The organism is Streptomyces sp. NBC_00388 (assembly GCF_036061255.1).
Classification (GTDB): domain Bacteria; phylum Actinomycetota; class Actinomycetes; order Streptomycetales; family Streptomycetaceae; genus Streptomyces.
The window spans coordinates 915085-931211 of the sequence record NZ_CP107948.1; the positions used below are offsets into that span (position 1 = coordinate 915085).

Below are 16127 nucleotides of genomic sequence, written 5' to 3' on the forward strand. Positions count from 1 at the left end.
GGCCCTCGCGGAGCGCTGGTTACGCTGGCGAACATGTCTGTACTCCGCGCGATGCCGCTGCTCACCGTGAGCGATCTCGAATCCGCAGTAGAAGCCCACGTCCGGGTCACCGGGATGGAAGTGATCATGAATCACGGCTGGATCGCCACACTCGCCCCGCCCGCGGACCATTCCGTGCAGGTCAGCCTGATCACCAAGGACCCCACAGGTCCGGTGAACCCCTCGGTCTCCATCGAGGTGGAGGACCTGGACGCGGCCCAGGCGGCGGCCCGCGGCGCCGGAATGGAGATCGTGTACGGACCGGCGGACGAGGAGTGGGGCGTCCGGCGCTTCTTCTACAAGGACCCCGACGGCAACGTCGTCAACGTCCTCACCCACCTCTGACCGCCGTGTCTCCCGCCTTCCGCCACCCGGCCTCCGGAACACGCTCCCCTGCCGGTCCCCGCACCGGCCCCGGCGCTCCGCCCGGACAGCGGGGAAAGCCCGCAGTGACCGCCGAGGAGTCCGCGCAGGCGTTCTCCGTACGGCTCTTCGGCGCCGGGCTCGCCTCGGCCGAGCTGATGACCTGCTTCCTGGGCCTGGAACTGGGCCTCTACGACGCGTTGCGCCGCACCGGGGCCGCACCGGCCGCGCGGGTGGCCGAGGAGAGCGGTCTCGACACCCGGATGGTCCGGGAGTGGCTGGAACAGCAGACCTGCGCCGGTGTCCTCACCGTCGACACGCCCGAAGCCGCCCCGGAGGCACGGCGGTTCACCCTGCCCCCGGCCCACGCCGAGGCGCTGCTCGACGCCGACAGCCCGAACTGGATCGCACCGCTGGTGGTGATGCCCATCGGCGGCATGGCGGCCGTGCTGCCGCAGCTGGTGGAGGCCTACCGCGGTCGCCGCGGCCTCCCCTACGCGGCCTACGGCGAGGCCCTGCGCGGTGGCCAGGCCGGCCTGAACCGCGGCGTCTTCGAGCACCATCTGCCGGGCTGGATCAGCCGGCACCTGCCCGACATCGACGCCCGGCTGCGGGTACCCGGGAGCAGCATCGCCGATGTGGCCTGCGGCTCCGGCCTCTCCACCCTGGCGCTGGCCCGGATGTTCCCCGACGCCGAGGTGTACGGGCTCGACCTGGACGAGGCGTCGATCCGGGACGCCGAGGCCAACCTCGCCGCCACCAGCCCCGCGGAGGGGCTGCACGGCCGGGTGCGCTTCGGCGCGGGTGACGCCGGCGAGGCCGGGCCGGCCGCCCATACCCTCGTCTGCGTGTTCGACGCCCTGCATGACATGTCAGCCCCCGTCGGCGTGCTCCGGGCCTGTCGCCGGCTGCTGGCCCCCGGGGGCGCTGTGCTGCTGATGGAGCCGTCCGTCGGCGAGCGGTTCACCCCGGCCGCGCCGGACAGCGAACGCTTCCACTACGCCGTCAGTGTGCTGCACTGCCTGCCCGTCGGAATGAGCCGGACGCCGAGCGCGGCCACGGGCACGGTGATGCGCCCGGAGACCGTACGCGCTTACGCCGCCGAGGCGGGCCTGGACAGCAGGGTGATCGACGTGGGACACCCGTTCCACCGGCTCTACCGGCTCACGGCGCGCCCGGAGTGAGACAGCGGGCCGCGTCCGTACGACGACGGCTCCCGGTCTCCGTGGGAGGCCGGGAGCCGTCGTCGTGGCGGACGTGACCGGTGGTCAGACGGCCCCCGGCCGGTCCTCGGAGAGCCGGCGCGAGCCGCGCGGGACGCCGACCTTGCCGGAGCTCAGGTAGTCGGCGACGAGTGCGTTGACCTCGGTGGGCTTCTCCAGCAGGGAGGCGTGCCCGCAGTTGCGGATCTCGGTGTACTCCGCGGTGGGGATCAGGTCCGCGAGCTCCCGCGACAGGTGCCGGGGCGCGACGATGTCGTGCTCCATCCCCACGATGAGCAACGGTACGCGGACCTTGGCCACTTCCTCGTCGCCGGGCCGGAACGCGGTGCTCGCCTCGGCGTGGCCGATGGCGCCGTGACCGCCCGACTCCGCCAGGCCGGCCAGCCCTTCCAGGTAGGGCGCGATGAACTGGTCACGGTTGAGCGCGCGCGGCCCGAACAGGTACATGGCCCGGAAGGCGCCCTCCAGCAGGGCCGGGACCTCACGGCCGTTCTTGAGCCGGTCCACCGCCTCGGCCTGGATGGCCTGTTGGAGCTTGCCGGGCTTCCAGGGCACCCCGATGAGCGCCGCCCGCTCGATCAGGTCGGGGCGCTTCATCGCCAGCTCAAGCAGGATCATCGCGCCCACCGAGTAGCCGATGTAGGTGCAGGGGCCGATCTCCAGCGCCTCGTTGAGCGCGGCGAGATCCTGTCCGAGCAGCTCCACGGTGTACGGCGGAGGGGTCTCCTCCGACGGATGCACACCGCGCAGGTCGAAGGTGACGACGCGGTAGCCGGCCTTCGTCAGCTGCGGGACCTGCATGGTCTCGAAGAGAGATGCCTGGTGCTGCCCGGGTACGAGCACGACCACGGGACCGTCCTCGGGCCCGTAGATGTCGTAGCTCAGCGTGACGTCCGTGGGCAGGGTGACTTTCATGGTGTTCCCTTCTGTGGGCGCTCAGCCGGCGACCAGGCGCTCGAAGTCCTGACGGGTGGGTCCGACATGGTCGCGTCGGAGGTCGGGGTGCTCGCGGAGAAACGCGAGCACGCGGCGGGCCACCTTGCGGTCCGACATCAGCTCCGCGGGGGTGAGCAGCATGTGGTAGACCCGCTCGGCGGCGAGCCGGACGTGCTCGTCGTCCTCGCGCAGGACGGCCAGGGCGGTGAGTACGCGGGCGGTCAGCGAGTCGTCGTGCGGTCCGCCGGCGAGTTCGGCGAGCCGGGCGGCATCGGTGGCGACCTGCTGCTCGAACCACTGCCCCAGACACCGGTCGGTGCGCTCGTGGGTCTCCGCCGCCCAGGCCGCCGGCTCCTGGTCGAGGCGGCCGAGCTGGTCGGCGACGGTGCGGGCGTGGGCCAGGGCGAGCGAGACTCCGCGGCCGAAGGTGGGGTTGGTCTGTACGCACGCGTCGCCCACCAGGGCAAAGCCGGTGACCAGCGGGGCGCCGTCCACCTGGAGTGACCGGTAGCGGTTCTCCAGTCCGGCCATCGGCATCGGGTCACCGACCGGGGTCGCTCCTTCGAGCCACTCGCAGACCGGAGCCACGCTGGCCAGGAAGCGGAGGTAGACGGTGCGGTCCAGCAGTCTGGTCCGCACGGGGTCGTGGGAGGCCACCGTCGTGGACAGGTGGAAGCGGCCGTTGTCGCCCGGGAAGGCCAGCACGGTGGCGAAGTCGAGCTCGTGCACCACGGGGGCCCGCAGGGACGGGAACCTCCTGCCTTCGCCCAGCGCGAACTCCTGGGCGATGTAGGAGAAGCCGCATGCCTGGACCGTCTCACGGGGCGCGGTGGCACCGATCCCGGTCAGCCAGGCGGCTGCGGCGGACCGGCGGCCGGTGGCGTCCAGCACGACGTCGGCGGCCACGTCGCCGGTCTCCGCGAGGCGGACCCCGTGCACCTGCGGGACACCGTCCGGCGCCCCGGCGGAGAGCAGGCCGGTGGCCCGGTCACGCAGCAGCGTGACCGCGGGACCGGCGGCGGCCCGGCGCCGCAGCGCGGCCTCGAAGACCAGCCGGCGGCTCAGCAGGCCGAGGTCGCCGTCCCCCGTCTCCAGAGCCACGGGCACCGCGCCGCGGCCGGTCAGGTCGGCCAGCACCCCGGGGCACTCCTGGCGCAGCACGCCGATGCCCAGGCCGAGCAGGGCATGCCCCTGGCGGGCGTGCGGCACGCCGCCCCGTTCCCAGTCGGCGACCTCTGCGTGCGGCCCGCCCACGGGGGGCGGGCCGTCCCGCTCGACGAGCGTCACCCGGTGTCCGCGGCGGGCGGCGAAGGCCGCCAGCCCGAGGCCGGCCACCCCGGCGCCCAGCACGACGATGTCCGCCATGGTCAGCCACGCCTCGTCAGCGCCGTGAAGCGGCGCGTGGCCACGACGGTGCACACCACCGTGATGGCGACCGTCCAGGCCGCGGTGCCGAGCACCGGCGCTGTCAGTGCCCCCTGGTGGGCCAGCCCGGTCAGTGAGTCGGCCGCCAGGGAGACCGGGTTGACGCTCACCGCCGGACGGATCCAGTGCGGGAAGGCCTCCAGCGGCACATAGCCGCTGGACATCAAGGTCAGTACGAGCGTGGGCATCTGCACATAGCGCACGATGATGCCGGGGTGCTGGGCGACGAGCGCGACGGCGACCGCCAGCGCGCTGCACATCATCCCGAACAGTGCCACGATCCCGAAGAAGCCGAGGACGGCCAGCGGCCCCCGGGAGAACCGGAAGCCGACCGTGTGGGCGACCAGGGTGACCAGTACGGCCACCCCCATGATCCGTACGAAGTCGCCGCCGATCCGCCCGAACACGTAGGCCCGCATGTCCAGCGGCATCGCGCGCAGCCGGTCGAACACACCGCTGCGGATGTCGCTCCACAGGGCGATCGCGGTGGTGAGGATCGAGGAGAACGCCGTGGTGAGCACGATCAGCGGCGCCAGCCGTTGTACGTAGTCGACGTCCTGGGTATCGCGCACCAGCACGCTGAAGGCCGCCAGCAGCATGAAGAGCTGCAGCAGGGGGAAGGCGACGGTGACGATGAGCATCATCCGGTTGCGGACGAACTGCCGGATCACCCGGCCGCCGATGATCGCGGAGGCCCTGGCCAGCGAGGCCGGGTCGGGCGAGGGGGACGGCACCGCCGTCGGTGCGATCGGTCCGGGCGACTGCACGGTCATCGGATGGCCACCTTCCTGAACGCGGCGGTCGTGGTCCACGAGAAGAGGGCGATGAGGGCCACCAGCCAGGCCAGGCCAGGCAGCACCGCGCTCCAGGTCAGCCCGGTGGTCGAGAGGGCGCGCAGCGCGTCGATCACCCCGGAGACCGGGGAGGCCTCGACGATCGGCTGGAGCCAGCCGGGGAAGAGGTCGGCCTTCACGAAGCCGGTGGAGAGCACCAGCAGCGGCAGGTACGGAAGGTGCAGCACCGCGCTGAGCGCCTCGGCGTTGCGGATGCGCAGCGCGATGGTGGCCGTGGCCAGCGACAGGGCCACGGCGAACGCTATGGCGAACACCACGAACCCCAGCGCGACGAGCACGCCGTGGTCGAAGCGGAAGCCGGTCACATGCCCGGCGAGGGTGATCACGACCGTGCACAGGAGGCCCTGCAGCGCCACCACGGTCAGGTGCGCCAGGCTCATCGCACGCATGTCGACCGGGCTGGTCAGCAGCCGGGCGAATACGCCGCTGGTGCGGTCGGCCGACAGCTCGGTGGCGCTTCCGATGGCCACGAACATCAGCGCCTGCACCAGGACGGTGGGGGTCACGAAGCGCCCGAACCCGATGCCCCGCTCGTCGAGCATCGCGGCGAAGGTGCAGTAGAAGATGGCGAAGAAGAGCAGTGGCTGCACCACGGTGGCGACCAGTCCGCCGCGCGAGAACGAGCGCGCGCGCACCCGGTCGAAGAGCACGTGGAAGTCGTGCTGCCAGCCGGGCGGCCGGCCCGGGGCCGGCGGGGCGCCGGGCGCGGTGGCGGTGTCGGGCGCGGTGCTCATCGGGTGGCCTCCTTCGCCAGCGGCTCGGTGAGCGCGAAGAAGACCTCGTCGAGCGTCGGCTTGGTCACCTCGATGTCGGCGATCCGCAGCCCCGTCCGGTCCACCCGGCCGATCACCGTGCCGATGTCCTCCGGGCGCGACATCGGCACGGTGACCTTGTCGCCCTCGGTGACCACACCCGCCAGGTCGCCGAGGGCGAGGCGTACCGCCTCGGTGTCGGCGCTGCTGGTCATGGTGAGCCGGCACATGACGCCGCCCACCTCGCGCTTGAGCTCGTCCGATGAGCCGTCAGCGAGCACCCGGCCCTTGTCGATGACGACGATGCGGTCGGCGAGCTGGTCGGCCTCCTCCAGGTACTGCGTGGTGAGCAGGACCGCCACACCCCGCGCGGCCTCGGCCCGGACCATCTCCCACAGGAGTTTGCGGCTGCGTGGGTCCAGGCCCGTGGTCGGTTCGTCGAGCACCAGCACCGGCCGGGGGACCACCAGGCTGACCGCGAGGTCAAGGCGGCGGCGCATGCCGCCTGAGAGGTACCCCACCGGAGCGCGGGCCGCCTCGCTCAGCTCGAACCGCTCCAGCATCTCCCCCGCCCGCTGCTGTGCCTCGCTCCTGCTCAGCCCCAGCAGCCGGCCGAAGAACACCAGGTTCTCGTGCGGGCTGATCTGCTCGTCCAGGGCGGCGAACTGTCCCGTGACGGCGATGTTGGCGCGCACCAGGGAGGGGTCGGTCCCGGGGTCGTGCCCGAGGACGCGGATACTGCCGGCGTCGGCCTGCAGCAGCGTGGTCAGGCAGTTGATCAGGGTGGTCTTGCCCGCGCCGTTGGGGCCGAGCAGGCCCACCACGGTTCCGGTCGGTATCCGCAGCGACACACCGTCGAGTGCGGTGTGTTCACCGAATCGCTTGGTGAGGTCCGAGAGGGAGATCGCCTCGGTCATGGTGGCTCCTTCGTCACGTCGTGCTCGGGTCGGGGGTGGCGATCACGACGGCGTCCTGACCTCCACCTGGCTCAGGACATAGGCGAGTACCTGCTCCGTGGTCCGGATGGAGCGGCCGGTCTTCTCGTCGATCGGCGGCAGGTCGAAGTCGTCCTCGATCGCGAACGCCATCTCCAGCAGGGCGAGGGAGTGGAAGCCCAGGTCCTCGATCAGACGCATGTCTTTGTCCGCGTCGAACCGCCCCCGTTCGGGGGCGAGTTGCTCGATGATGGCCAGCACGGTCTCGCGCACCTCTTCACTGGAGTAGGACATGAGTTCTCCTGTTCTTCGGCCGGTCAGGCAGGTGTGTCGGTCGCGGCGGGCACCGCGTCGAAGGCGTGCTCCTGGCTGAGGCGCTGCCACAACTGCCGGCGGCGGCTCTTGCCGCTGCTGGTGCGGGGTATCGCGCCACGCGGCACCTCGGCCACGTGTCTGCGGGTGCCGGGGCAGGCGGCGGCGAGCACGTCCCCGGCCACCTCGGCGGCGCCGGCGCCGAGATCCTCCAGCACGGCCACGGCGTGCGGCCGGCCGCCGGCCTCGCCCAGCACGACGCAGACCCTGCTGAGGTTGAGTCCGGCCTGCCCGAGCATCAGCTCGACGTCCTCGGCGAAGAGCGAGCGGGCGTTGACCTTTACGCTGTCGCCGAGCCGGCCCAGTACGTAGAACTCGCCCTCCAGCTCGAAGGCGACATCGCGGGTGAAGAGCCTGCCGTCCTCGAACGCGGTGCCCGATCCCGGGGCCGCCGCGAGGTAGCCGTCGGCCAGCGAGGAGCCGGTGACCACCATCTCGCCGACACAGCCCTCGGGCAGCGGTTTCCCGTCGGCGTCAGCCACCTGCACCGACAGGCCCTCCAGGGGCTTCCCGCAGCTGATCACCCGGACGGTGTCGTGGCCCCCGGCGTGCGCCGGGTCGTCGGCGAGCAGGCGGACCTCCGCCCCCACCCGCAGGTCGTCACGGTGCACTCGGACCGCGCGCGGGGCCAGGTCGACCGGCACGCCGGTGACGGCGAGCGTGCTCTCGGCCAGGCCGTACGCCGGGGTGAGGGTGGCCGGTGCCAGCCCGTGGGGCCGCATCAGGGCCGTGAAGCGGCTCACGAGCGCGGGATCGACGCGTTCGGCCGCGACGATCACCGCCCGGGTACGGGACAGGTCGGCGCCTTCGAGGTCTGCGGGGCCGACCCGGTCCACGATGCGCTGCAGACCGAACGCCGGGGTGGCGGTGATCGTGGCCGGCTGAGCCACCCGCGTGGCGTCGAAGCGCGTGACGTACGCCAGCGGGTGGCGCAGGAAGGTCTCGGGCTTGCACACCGCAAGCCGGTTGTTGCCCGAGACCGGCACCACCAGACAGCCGATGAGTCCCATGTCGTGGTGCATCGGCAGCCACGAACACCAGGAGTCGTCGGGGCCGGCCCGCTCCCAGGCACGGATCGCGGCGGTGTTCGCGTCGAGTGCGGCGTGGCTGATCCGCACCCCGCGCGGCCGTCCGGAGCTGCCCGAAGTGAACTGGACGAGCGCGCGCTCATCGGGGGCACGGCGGCCGGACTCGGCCGTGCCGAGCTCCTCCAGGAGCAGCACGCGGGTACGCAGCCCGGCCTCGGCGAGTACGTCCGCCAGGTAGTCGTGGTGGACGGCTTCCACCACCACGGCGTCGGCGGCCACGGCGGTGACGACGGCGCGGATGTGTTCGCGGCCCGCGTCGCCCGACACCCGGCTGGGCGGTGCCAGAACGCTCACCACGCACCCGGCGGCCTGCACGCCGTAGAAGGCGGCGATCAGGTCGGGGCCGGTGGAGCAGAGCAGCGGCACGATCGCCCCGCGGGGCACACCCTCCTCGATCAGCCCTCCCGAGATCCGGCCCGCCGCGGCGGCGATGGCGGAGTAGGGCCGGTAGTCGCAGGACACCTCGTCGAACATCTCCACCCCGGTGTCGTCGCGAGGTGCGTCGAGCCAGCTCAGCGTCTGGGGTCGGCTCATCTACCACTCCTTAGCGGGGCGCCCCGGGGGGCGTGGTCTCCTCGGCGACGCTGGTGACACTAGGAGCGATCGCGGGGGCGGCCGTCGTCTCTTTCACGGCTCTGTTCGTCCCCGCCGTCCCGGCCGGGCGGCCCGGAACACTGGCGTCCATGGATGAGTTCACCCCGTGGAGCGACGAGGACGCCGCCCGCTACCGGGCTGCCGGGATCTGGCGGGGGGTGCCACTGGGCGACGCGCTGACCGCCGCCGCAGGAGCCACCCCGGACCGGACCGCCGCCGTGGACCGCAGACGCCGTATCACCCACGGCGGGGTGCGCGCCGAGGCCGGCGAGATCGCGCGCGGGCTCCTCGCCCAGGGGGTGAACCCGGGCGACCGGGTGGTGGTCCAGCTGCCGAACGTCATCGAGTTCCTCACCGTCACGGTGGGGATGTTCCGGGCGGGCATCATCCCGGTGCTCGCGCTGCCCGGGCACCGGGACAGCGAGGTGCGGCATCTGATCGCGGCCTCCGGCGCGGTCGGCTATGTCACCGCCGACCGGTTCCTGGGCTTCGACTACCGCACCCTCGCACGCGGGGCGGCGGCCCTCCCCGGGGTGCGCACCGTGATCGTGGCCGGCGACGGCGGGGACCTCATGTCTCTGGACCGGATACGTGCCCGGGGTGCCGGGGCCGGGCCCCTCCCCGACGTCGATCCGTCCGGCGTCGCGTTCCTGCTGCTCAGCGGCGGCAGCACCGGGAAGCCCAAGCTGATCCCGCGCACGCACGACGACTACGCCTTCAACATCGCCGCCTGCGCGGAAGCACTCGGCTTCGGCCCCGAGAGCGTCTATCTGGCCGCGAACCCGGCGGCACACAACGCGGCCCTGGGATGCCCGGGTGTGCTCGGGGCGCTGCTGATGGGGGGCAAGGCCGTCCTGGCGGCGAGCCCCTCCCCCGACGAGGTCTTCCCGCTGGTCGAGAAGGAGGGGGTCACCCATACCACCGTGGTGCCCGCCCTCGCGGCGCTGTGGTCACGGACCGCCGCGACCCGCCCTGTGGACATGAAGCGGGTCGTCCTGCAGGTAGGGAGTTCCAAGTTCGACCAGCAGGCCGCAGTCCGTACGCAGTCCGCGCTCGACTGCCGGATCACCAACTGGTTCGGCGTCGGCGAAGGCCTGCTCACCTATACCCGTCTCGACGATCCGGAAGAGGTGGTGCACGGCACCGAGGGCCGGCCTCTCTCCGCTCTCGACGAGCTCCGTCTGGTCGACGAGGATCTGTGCGAGGTTCCGGCGGGGGCGGTGGGCGAGCTGGTCACGCGCGGGCCGTACACCATCAACGGCTACTGGAACGCGCCCGGCGCGAACCGCACCTCGTTCACCCCCGACGGCTTCTTCCGCACCGGCGACCTGGCCAGGCTCACGCCCGAGGGCAACCTGGTCATCGTCGGGCGCGCCAAGGACGTGATCAACCGGGGCGGGGAGAAGGTCTCGGCCGACGAGATCGAGGGGCATCTGCGCAGCCACGAGGACATCGACGACGCCGCGGTGGTGGCCAGGCCCGACCCGGAACTCGGCGAGGCCATCCTGGCGTTCGTGGTCCCCGGCCGCCGGGCGGGGCAGGCACCCACGCTGGTGGAGATCAAGCGGTATCTGGCCGGCAAGGGACTGGCCGCGTTCAAGCTGCCCGACGAGGTCCGCGGGCTGCCCGTACTGCCGCGTACCCCGGTGGGAAAGATCGACAAGGTGGCCCTGCGGGCGACGGTGGCCCCCGGTTGATCCGCACCCTGCTGCCGGCCTGGACAGTGGCCAGGGAGACCACCTGTGAGCTGACCGGCCCTGAACTCTTCGAGGGCGAACGGCAGCAGGTGGCCGACGCGCTGCCGCTCAGGCGCGCCGAGTACGCGACCGTCCGGCGGCTGGCGCGCGCCTGCCTGGCCGGGCTGGACACCCCGCCCGTACCGCTGGCGCGCGGCGCCGGCGGGGCGCCGCGGTGGCCGGCCGGGACGGTCGGCTCCATGACACACTGCCGCGGCTACCGGGCCGCGGCGGTGGCGCGGACCCGCGATGCCGACGGACTGGGCATCGACGCCGAACCGCGCGCTCCGCTGCCGGCCCGGGTGCTGGACCAGGTGACCTCGGCGGCCGAACGGGCCCACCTCGACGAGCTGGGTGCGGACGGCGCGGACCTGCCGTGGTGCCGGCTGCTCTTCAGCGCCAAGGAGTCGTACTACAAGGTCTGGTATCCCGCGATGAGGTGCTGGCTGGGCTTCGACGACGCGGAGGTCGTCATCGAACACGGCCTGCACTCCGGCGGGTTCGTGGTGCGGCCGGTCGCCGGCGGCGTGCGCAGGGCCCGCAGGCCCGGGGCGTTCGACCCCGCCGCCACCGGCTTTCCGGCCCTGCGGGGACGCTGGGCCGCCTCTGCCGATCTCGTGGTGACCGCGATCGCCGCACCGGCAGGCTCACTGCCCCGCCCGGGTCAGGCGGGACGCACCGACACCGGCACACTCCGGTGGGCCCAGTAGGGGAACCGGAAACCGCCCTCGCTGGGCTCCCACACGCCCTCACCTGCGGACTCGATGTCCGCGAAACGGGCGATCAGCCGCTCGAAGACCACCGCCCCCTCGACCCGCGCCAGCGCGGCGCCGAGGCAGTGGTGCACACCGCCGCCGAAGCTGAGATGCGGATTGGGCGACCTGGTCAGGTCGGCCCGTGCCGGATCGTGGAACACCCGCTCGTCGTGGTTGGCGGAGGCGAGCAGCAGCACCACCACCCGCCCCTTGCGGACCGTCAGGCCGGCGATCTCGATCGGCTCGGTCGCTATCCGGGTGGTGGCGTGGATGGGCGCGTCGAAGCGCATGAACTCCTCCAGCGCGCTGCCGATGATGCCCGGGTCGGCCCGCAGCTGCCGGTGGGTGTGGGGCTGGCGGACCAGCAGGTCGCCGCCGGTGGCGATCACGTTGGTGGTCGTCTCGAAGCCCGCGTAGTAGACGAACAGCGCGTTGTCGATGATCTCCTCGTCGGTCAGCGGCTCCTCACCGTCCTTGACCGCGGCGAGCATCCGCGACAGCAGGTCCTCACCCGGCCGGCGCCTGCGCTCGCGCAGCAGTCCTGCCATGTATTCCCGCAGCTCGACCACGGCGCCGTGCGCCTCGCGGCGCTTGTCCTCCGAGATGAAGACCGCGAACGCCTGGGCGAGCGAGGTGGACAGGCGGGCGATGCCCTCACGGTCGGGGAGGGGGATGTCGAGCAGCTCGCTCATCACCATCATCGGCACGGGTACGGCCAGGTCGGCGACGAGATCGAAGCGGCACTCGTCGGCGAACCGGTCCAGCATGCCGTCGACGAGCCGGCCGATGGGCTCACGGAGCCCGCGGATCATCGCCGGACTGAGCGACTTGGTCAGCAGCCGGCGCAGCCGCGTGTGGTCGGGCCTGTCACGGTCGACGATGATGCGCCGCAGATAGTCGTTGGCCGGCCCGGCGCCCACCGACACCGCCTGGTACTCCTCAGGGAACTCCCGGCCCAGCCGGGGGTCGCGCAGCAGCGCGGAGACCTCCGCGTGCCGCGGGAAGACCCACTGCCCCGGCCCGCCGCGGCAGACAGGACCATAGGCACGGAGGCGGCGGTAGACCGGATAGGGGTCACGCACCGCTCGTGCGTCGTCCAGCAGGAAGCGCGGCATGTTCAGCACGGTGTTCATCGCTGCGTCACCTCCCGGCACCCACGGGTGCACGGCTGTGGTCCGGTAGTTCCCCTGGCGCGCCCAGTCTGCGAGCCCGGCAGGGGGCGACGGGCGGGGGTGAAGGACTGGCGACAGGTTCCCGCACCCCCACCCCGGAGCTGGCAGGCTCACGGCGAGACCACGCGCAAGCCACAGGAGGTGCCGGCCGCATGCGAGAGCTGCCCGCCAAGTTCGACTCCCGCGATCCCGCCGTGATCGCGGACCCCTACCGGGTGTACGCCGGCCTCCGCGCGGCAGGCCGGCTGGCCCGCGGCGCCGCGGGCCAATGGGTGGTCTCGCACCACCAGGACGTCAGTCAGCTGCTCAAGGACCGCCGGCTCGGCCACGAGTACCCGCCGGAGTACCACGAGTTCTCCACCGGAGCGGGGCCCGCCAACGACTTCCTGAAGCGGATCGTCCTGGACCAGGACGCACCGGCGCACACGTTCCTGCGCGGGATCATGCAGCGTTCTTTCAGCCCCGGACTGATGCGCCGGCTGGAGGACTACGTCGCATCCCAGGTGGACCGGCTGATGACCGAGGCCCGGGAAGGCGCGGGCCCCGGCGGTGTCTTCGACGTGGTCACCGGCCTCGCCTTCCCGTTGCCGGTCACCGTGGTCTGCGAGCTGATCGGCATTCCCGACGTGGACCGTGCCGCGGTGCGCCCGCACGCCGTGGAGCTGGCCAAGGCGTTCGCCCTCTACGTCCCCCCCGGGGAGCGGGCTTCGGCGCACGAGGCGGTCACCTGGCTGCGCTCCTATGTCTCGGCGCTGGTCGACGAACGGGCCCGGAAGCCCACCGACGACCTGGTGAGCAATCTGCTGGCCGCCCGGCGGACCCATCCCGGCTTCGACCGGGAGAGCCTGGTGGACAATGTGGTCTTCCTCTTCTTCGCGGGCTTCGAGACCACCACCAACCTGATCTCCACGATCTGGTCGGCGCTGCTGCAACACCCGGGCCAGCTGGCCCTGTTGCGCAGCCGCCCGGAACTCGCGGTCACCGCGGTGGAGGAGTTCCTGCGCTACGACGCGCCGATCCAGGCCACCGCCCGCTACGTCAGGGAAGCGGTGGAGATCGACGGCCGGACCGTGCGCCCGGGCCGCATCCTGGTGCTGCTCCTCGGCTCCGCCAACCACGATCCGGCGCGGTTCGCCGACCCCGAGCGGCTCGACATCACCCGCGACCCCAACCCGCACGTGAGCTTCGGCGGCGGTGTGCACCACTGCCTGGGTGCGGCGCTGGCCCAGGTGGAGGGGCGCGCGGTGCTGCGATGGCTGGCGCACGCACCGGTCACGCCTGCCGCGGCGGGCGCGATCGAGCGTCGCCCCAGCGTCACCTTCCGCGCCTACCGGTCGATCCCCGTCAGGCTGGAGCCGGCCCCGGAGCCACGGACGGCGCCTTCGCCGTGACCTGGGCCCGGCCTGCGTCCCGCCCGGGCCGCGGCCGCCTGATCACGGTGCGGGATCCACCGACCGGACCCCCTTGGGGGCGGTGAGGCTCAACGCCTCGGTGGTCAGGGTCCTGCTCTGCTCCAGCAGGCCGGTCCGCCGGCACGCGGAGGCCAGGCCGAGCAGCGCCGTCCGGAACGTCCTGGACTCCTCAGGCCCGCGGGCTCCGTCACCGTACTTCGTACCGCTCGCGCCGCTGTCGAAGGCGTGGCAGCCGTCCGGCGACAGGACGAACCGCAGGTTGCGCGCGAGCTGCGCGGCCGGCACGAAGTACCCCTCGTCCCTGGCGGTGCACAGCGCCGCCAGCATCGCGGGTGACTCCTGCTCGCAGATCTCGCGCGCCTCCTCACGGTTGCTGATCTCGGGGAGGTACGCGACGGTGTCGTGCCCGGCTCCGGCCGCACCGCCCTCCCCGCCGAGAAGGGTGCAACTCCGTCCGCTGACCGCCAGGTGGTAGTCGAGCAGCCTGCGGAGGGCCGAGCTCCGCTTCTCACTGCACAGGCGCCCCTCGATCTCCCCCATGGCCGCCGTGACGCCGGCCACGAGATCGTGGAGGGAGTAGCGGCCGATGCGGGGCTGCTCAAGGAGATTCACGTCGAGCAGGCTCTCCAGCAGCAGTTCGGCCTCGGGCGGACTGGTGTCGAGCACGACGGCCGCCTCGTACGCGTCCATGCTCGCGTCGGGCAGCAGTGTCAGCACGCACAGGGCGTCGCGCTGCGCATCGGTCAGGGCGCAGAAGGAGAGCTGGAGCACCGACTGGACGCTCCGGTCGCCCGCCTGGAGTTCGGCGGGGCGCCGGTGCACGTCACCGAGGCGCTCCACCAGATGGGACAAGGTCCACGTGGGGCGGCTGCGCAGTTTGGCGGCGGCCAGCCGCAGCGCCAGGGGGAGGCCGCCGCAGTGCACGATGAGCCGTTCGGTCGCCTCCGGCTCCAGCCCGTCCCCCAGTAACCGCTCGATGAGCTTCCTGGAGTCCGCCGCACTCATCCGGGAGACCGGGCACGGCTCGGTGCCGTCGAGGCCGTAGAGCCGCCGCCGGCTGGTGATGAGTGCCAGGGAGCCGTTGCCGGGCGGCAGCAGCGGCACGATCTGTGTCTCGCTCGCGGCGTTGTCGAGCAGCAACAGCACCTTGGACTCGGCCAGCAGGGCACGCCACATGGCGACCTGGCTGTCCAGATCCGCCGGGATCCGCGCCGCGTCGGTCCCCAGCGAGCGGAGCAGCACCTGCAGTACTTCGGCCGGCTCGCGAGGCCCCTCGCAGGGGCTGAACCCGTGCAGATCGACGTAGAACTGGCCGTCCGGATAGTCCTCCGCCAGCCGGTGGGCCGCGTGCAGGGCGAGGGCCGTCTTGCCGACGCCGCCCATGCCGTCGACGCATATCAGCAGCGGCCCGGAGCCCCGGGAGCCTGCCCGGGCGGTCCGCAGCAGGGAGTCCACTTCTTCCTGGCGGCCGACGAAGTCGGTCAGCCCGTGGGGCAGGGTGCACGTGGCCCGGATGTCCGCCTTCTGGACGAGCGAGGCCAAGTACCGTCTGCTCGCGTCGCGTTCCGCCGTCGTGGTGTCCCGTCCGTCGTGCCTGGGCGGCGCGCCGGCCCACAGATAGGCGGACGCGTCCCCGCGTAACACCGCTTCGTGCACCTGGGCCAGCGAGTGATCGGGGTCGATGCCCAGCTCGTCGCGGAGCAGGGTGCGGATCTCGGCGTACTCGGCGTGCGCGTCGGCCTGCCTCCCCGACAGGGACAGCGCGAGCATGAGCAGCGCACGCAGGTCCTCTGCCAGCGGGTGCTGGGCCACCAGGTCCCGGAGGTCGCCTATGGCCAGCGCCGGTGGCGACGAGCGCAGTTGCAGGGTGATCAGTTCCTTCTGCACCGCGAGCCGTCGTTCTTCCACCACCCGGGCGGCGGCACGGATCACGCCGTTGTCGAGCTCGTCGCCGTCGACGACGTCCGCGGCGACGTGGCCGCGGAAGAGGGCCAGCGCCGTCTGCAGCTCCTCGATCACCTGCGCTTCGCCGGCTCCGCCCTCGGTGAGCCTGCGGACACGGAGACGCCGTTGGTTGAACTCCACGAGGTCGGACTCGGTCGCGCCGACGTTCAGCCGGTAGCCCGGGCCGTCGGTGAGGAGGTAGGCGCCCGCGCCGGGTATCGCCTGGCGGAGCTGGGCGACCGCCTTGCGCACCTGATTCGAAGCGGTCGCCGGGCCGAACGAGCCCCAGACCGCCTTGGCGAGCCGGGGAGTGCTGAGCACCTCGCCGGGGGACAGCATCAGCACGGTGAGCACACGGCGCGCCACGGTGCTGGGCAGCCGGGTGGGGGAATCCCCGCAGCGCACCGCGACCGACCCCAGCACCTGGAAGCGCAGGCCCCCCTCCTCCGGAGTCATCGGGTCAGCTCGCAGACCACGGGCTGTCCCGGACACCACTGCCCGGCGGCGGACGCGGTCACCGGACATCG

At 72.4% G+C, this 16127-nt stretch carries 14 protein-coding genes; 5 read left to right on the top strand and 9 right to left on the bottom strand.

Features of this window, described 5'->3' with window-relative positions; translation table 11 throughout:
• Positions 1-33 precede the first annotated feature (33 nt).
• Together OG917_RS04155 and OG917_RS04160 are read left to right on the top strand one after the other, a co-directional pair.
• Positions 34-384 carry a VOC family protein gene (locus OG917_RS04155; RefSeq protein ID WP_328316151.1) on the top strand — a complete coding sequence of 117 codons (351 nt, stop codon included), beginning with the start codon at positions 34-36 and terminating at the stop codon, positions 382-384.
• A gap of 104 nt (positions 385-488) precedes the next feature.
• Entirely contained in the window at positions 489-1586 is a 1098-nt protein-coding gene (locus tag OG917_RS04160) for a class I SAM-dependent methyltransferase (RefSeq protein WP_328316152.1), read from the top strand.
• A gap of 84 nt (positions 1587-1670) precedes the next feature.
• On the opposite strand, the gene OG917_RS04165 is transcribed toward OG917_RS04160, so the two are convergent.
• From OG917_RS04165 to OG917_RS04195, 7 genes are read right to left on the bottom strand one after another with little or no spacing between them, the layout of a single operon-like run.
• Positions 1671-2540 carry an alpha/beta fold hydrolase gene (locus tag OG917_RS04165; protein WP_328316153.1) on the bottom strand — a complete coding sequence of 290 codons (870 nt, stop codon included), beginning with the start codon at positions 2538-2540 and terminating at the stop codon, positions 1671-1673.
• A 21-nt stretch (positions 2541-2561) separates the two neighbouring features.
• Complete coding sequence (locus OG917_RS04170; protein WP_328316154.1) at positions 2562-3926, bottom strand: FAD-dependent oxidoreductase; 1365 nt, start codon at positions 3924-3926, stop codon at positions 2562-2564.
• Between the two features lie 2 nt (positions 3927-3928).
• Positions 3929-4759, bottom strand: coding sequence for an ABC transporter permease (locus tag OG917_RS04175; RefSeq protein ID WP_328316155.1), 831 nt, complete (start codon positions 4757-4759; stop codon positions 3929-3931).
• Positions 4756-5574 (bottom strand): ABC transporter permease, encoded by an 819-nt coding sequence (locus tag OG917_RS04180; RefSeq protein ID WP_328316156.1) that lies wholly within the window; start codon positions 5572-5574, stop codon positions 4756-4758. The genes OG917_RS04175 and OG917_RS04180 overlap by 4 nt, the downstream gene beginning before the upstream one ends.
• A complete protein-coding gene (locus OG917_RS04185) occupies positions 5571-6509 on the bottom strand; it encodes an ATP-binding cassette domain-containing protein (protein ID WP_328316157.1) in 939 nt (312 codons plus the stop codon). Before OG917_RS04185 ends, OG917_RS04180 begins: the two co-directional genes overlap by 4 nt.
• Positions 6510-6551: 42 nt before the next feature.
• On the bottom strand, positions 6552-6821 hold the full coding sequence (locus OG917_RS04190) for an acyl carrier protein (protein WP_328316158.1): 270 nt from the start codon (positions 6819-6821) through the stop codon (positions 6552-6554).
• A 23-nt stretch (positions 6822-6844) separates the two neighbouring features.
• Positions 6845-8521 (bottom strand): AMP-binding protein, encoded by a 1677-nt coding sequence (locus tag OG917_RS04195; protein ID WP_328316159.1) that lies wholly within the window; start codon positions 8519-8521, stop codon positions 6845-6847.
• A 149-nt stretch (positions 8522-8670) separates the two neighbouring features.
• Here OG917_RS04195 and OG917_RS04200 point away from each other — a divergent pair, with 149 nt between their 5' ends.
• Entirely contained in the window at positions 8671-10278 is a 1608-nt protein-coding gene (locus OG917_RS04200; protein ID WP_328316160.1) for a (2,3-dihydroxybenzoyl)adenylate synthase, read from the top strand.
• Positions 10275-11027 carry a 4'-phosphopantetheinyl transferase family protein gene (locus OG917_RS04205; protein WP_328316161.1) on the top strand — a complete coding sequence of 251 codons (753 nt, stop codon included), beginning with the start codon at positions 10275-10277 and terminating at the stop codon, positions 11025-11027. The genes OG917_RS04200 and OG917_RS04205 overlap by 4 nt, the downstream gene beginning before the upstream one ends.
• Here the strand turns inward: OG917_RS04205 and OG917_RS04210 are convergent.
• Positions 10982-12205, bottom strand: a complete 1224-nt coding sequence (locus OG917_RS04210; RefSeq protein WP_328316162.1) for a cytochrome P450 — start codon at positions 12203-12205, stop codon at positions 10982-10984. The two genes, OG917_RS04205 and OG917_RS04210, sit on opposite strands and share 46 nt — an antisense overlap.
• Positions 12206-12396: 191 nt before the next feature.
• On the opposite strand from OG917_RS04210, the gene OG917_RS04215 reads away from it, so the two are divergent.
• Positions 12397-13635 carry a cytochrome P450 gene (locus tag OG917_RS04215; protein WP_328316163.1) on the top strand — a complete coding sequence of 413 codons (1239 nt, stop codon included), beginning with the start codon at positions 12397-12399 and terminating at the stop codon, positions 13633-13635.
• Positions 13636-13677: 42 nt separating this feature from the next.
• Here OG917_RS04215 and OG917_RS04220 read toward each other — a convergent pair whose 3' ends face one another.
• Entirely contained in the window at positions 13678-16056 is a 2379-nt protein-coding gene (locus tag OG917_RS04220; protein WP_328316164.1) for an AfsR/SARP family transcriptional regulator, read from the bottom strand.
• Positions 16057-16127 lie beyond the last annotated feature (71 nt).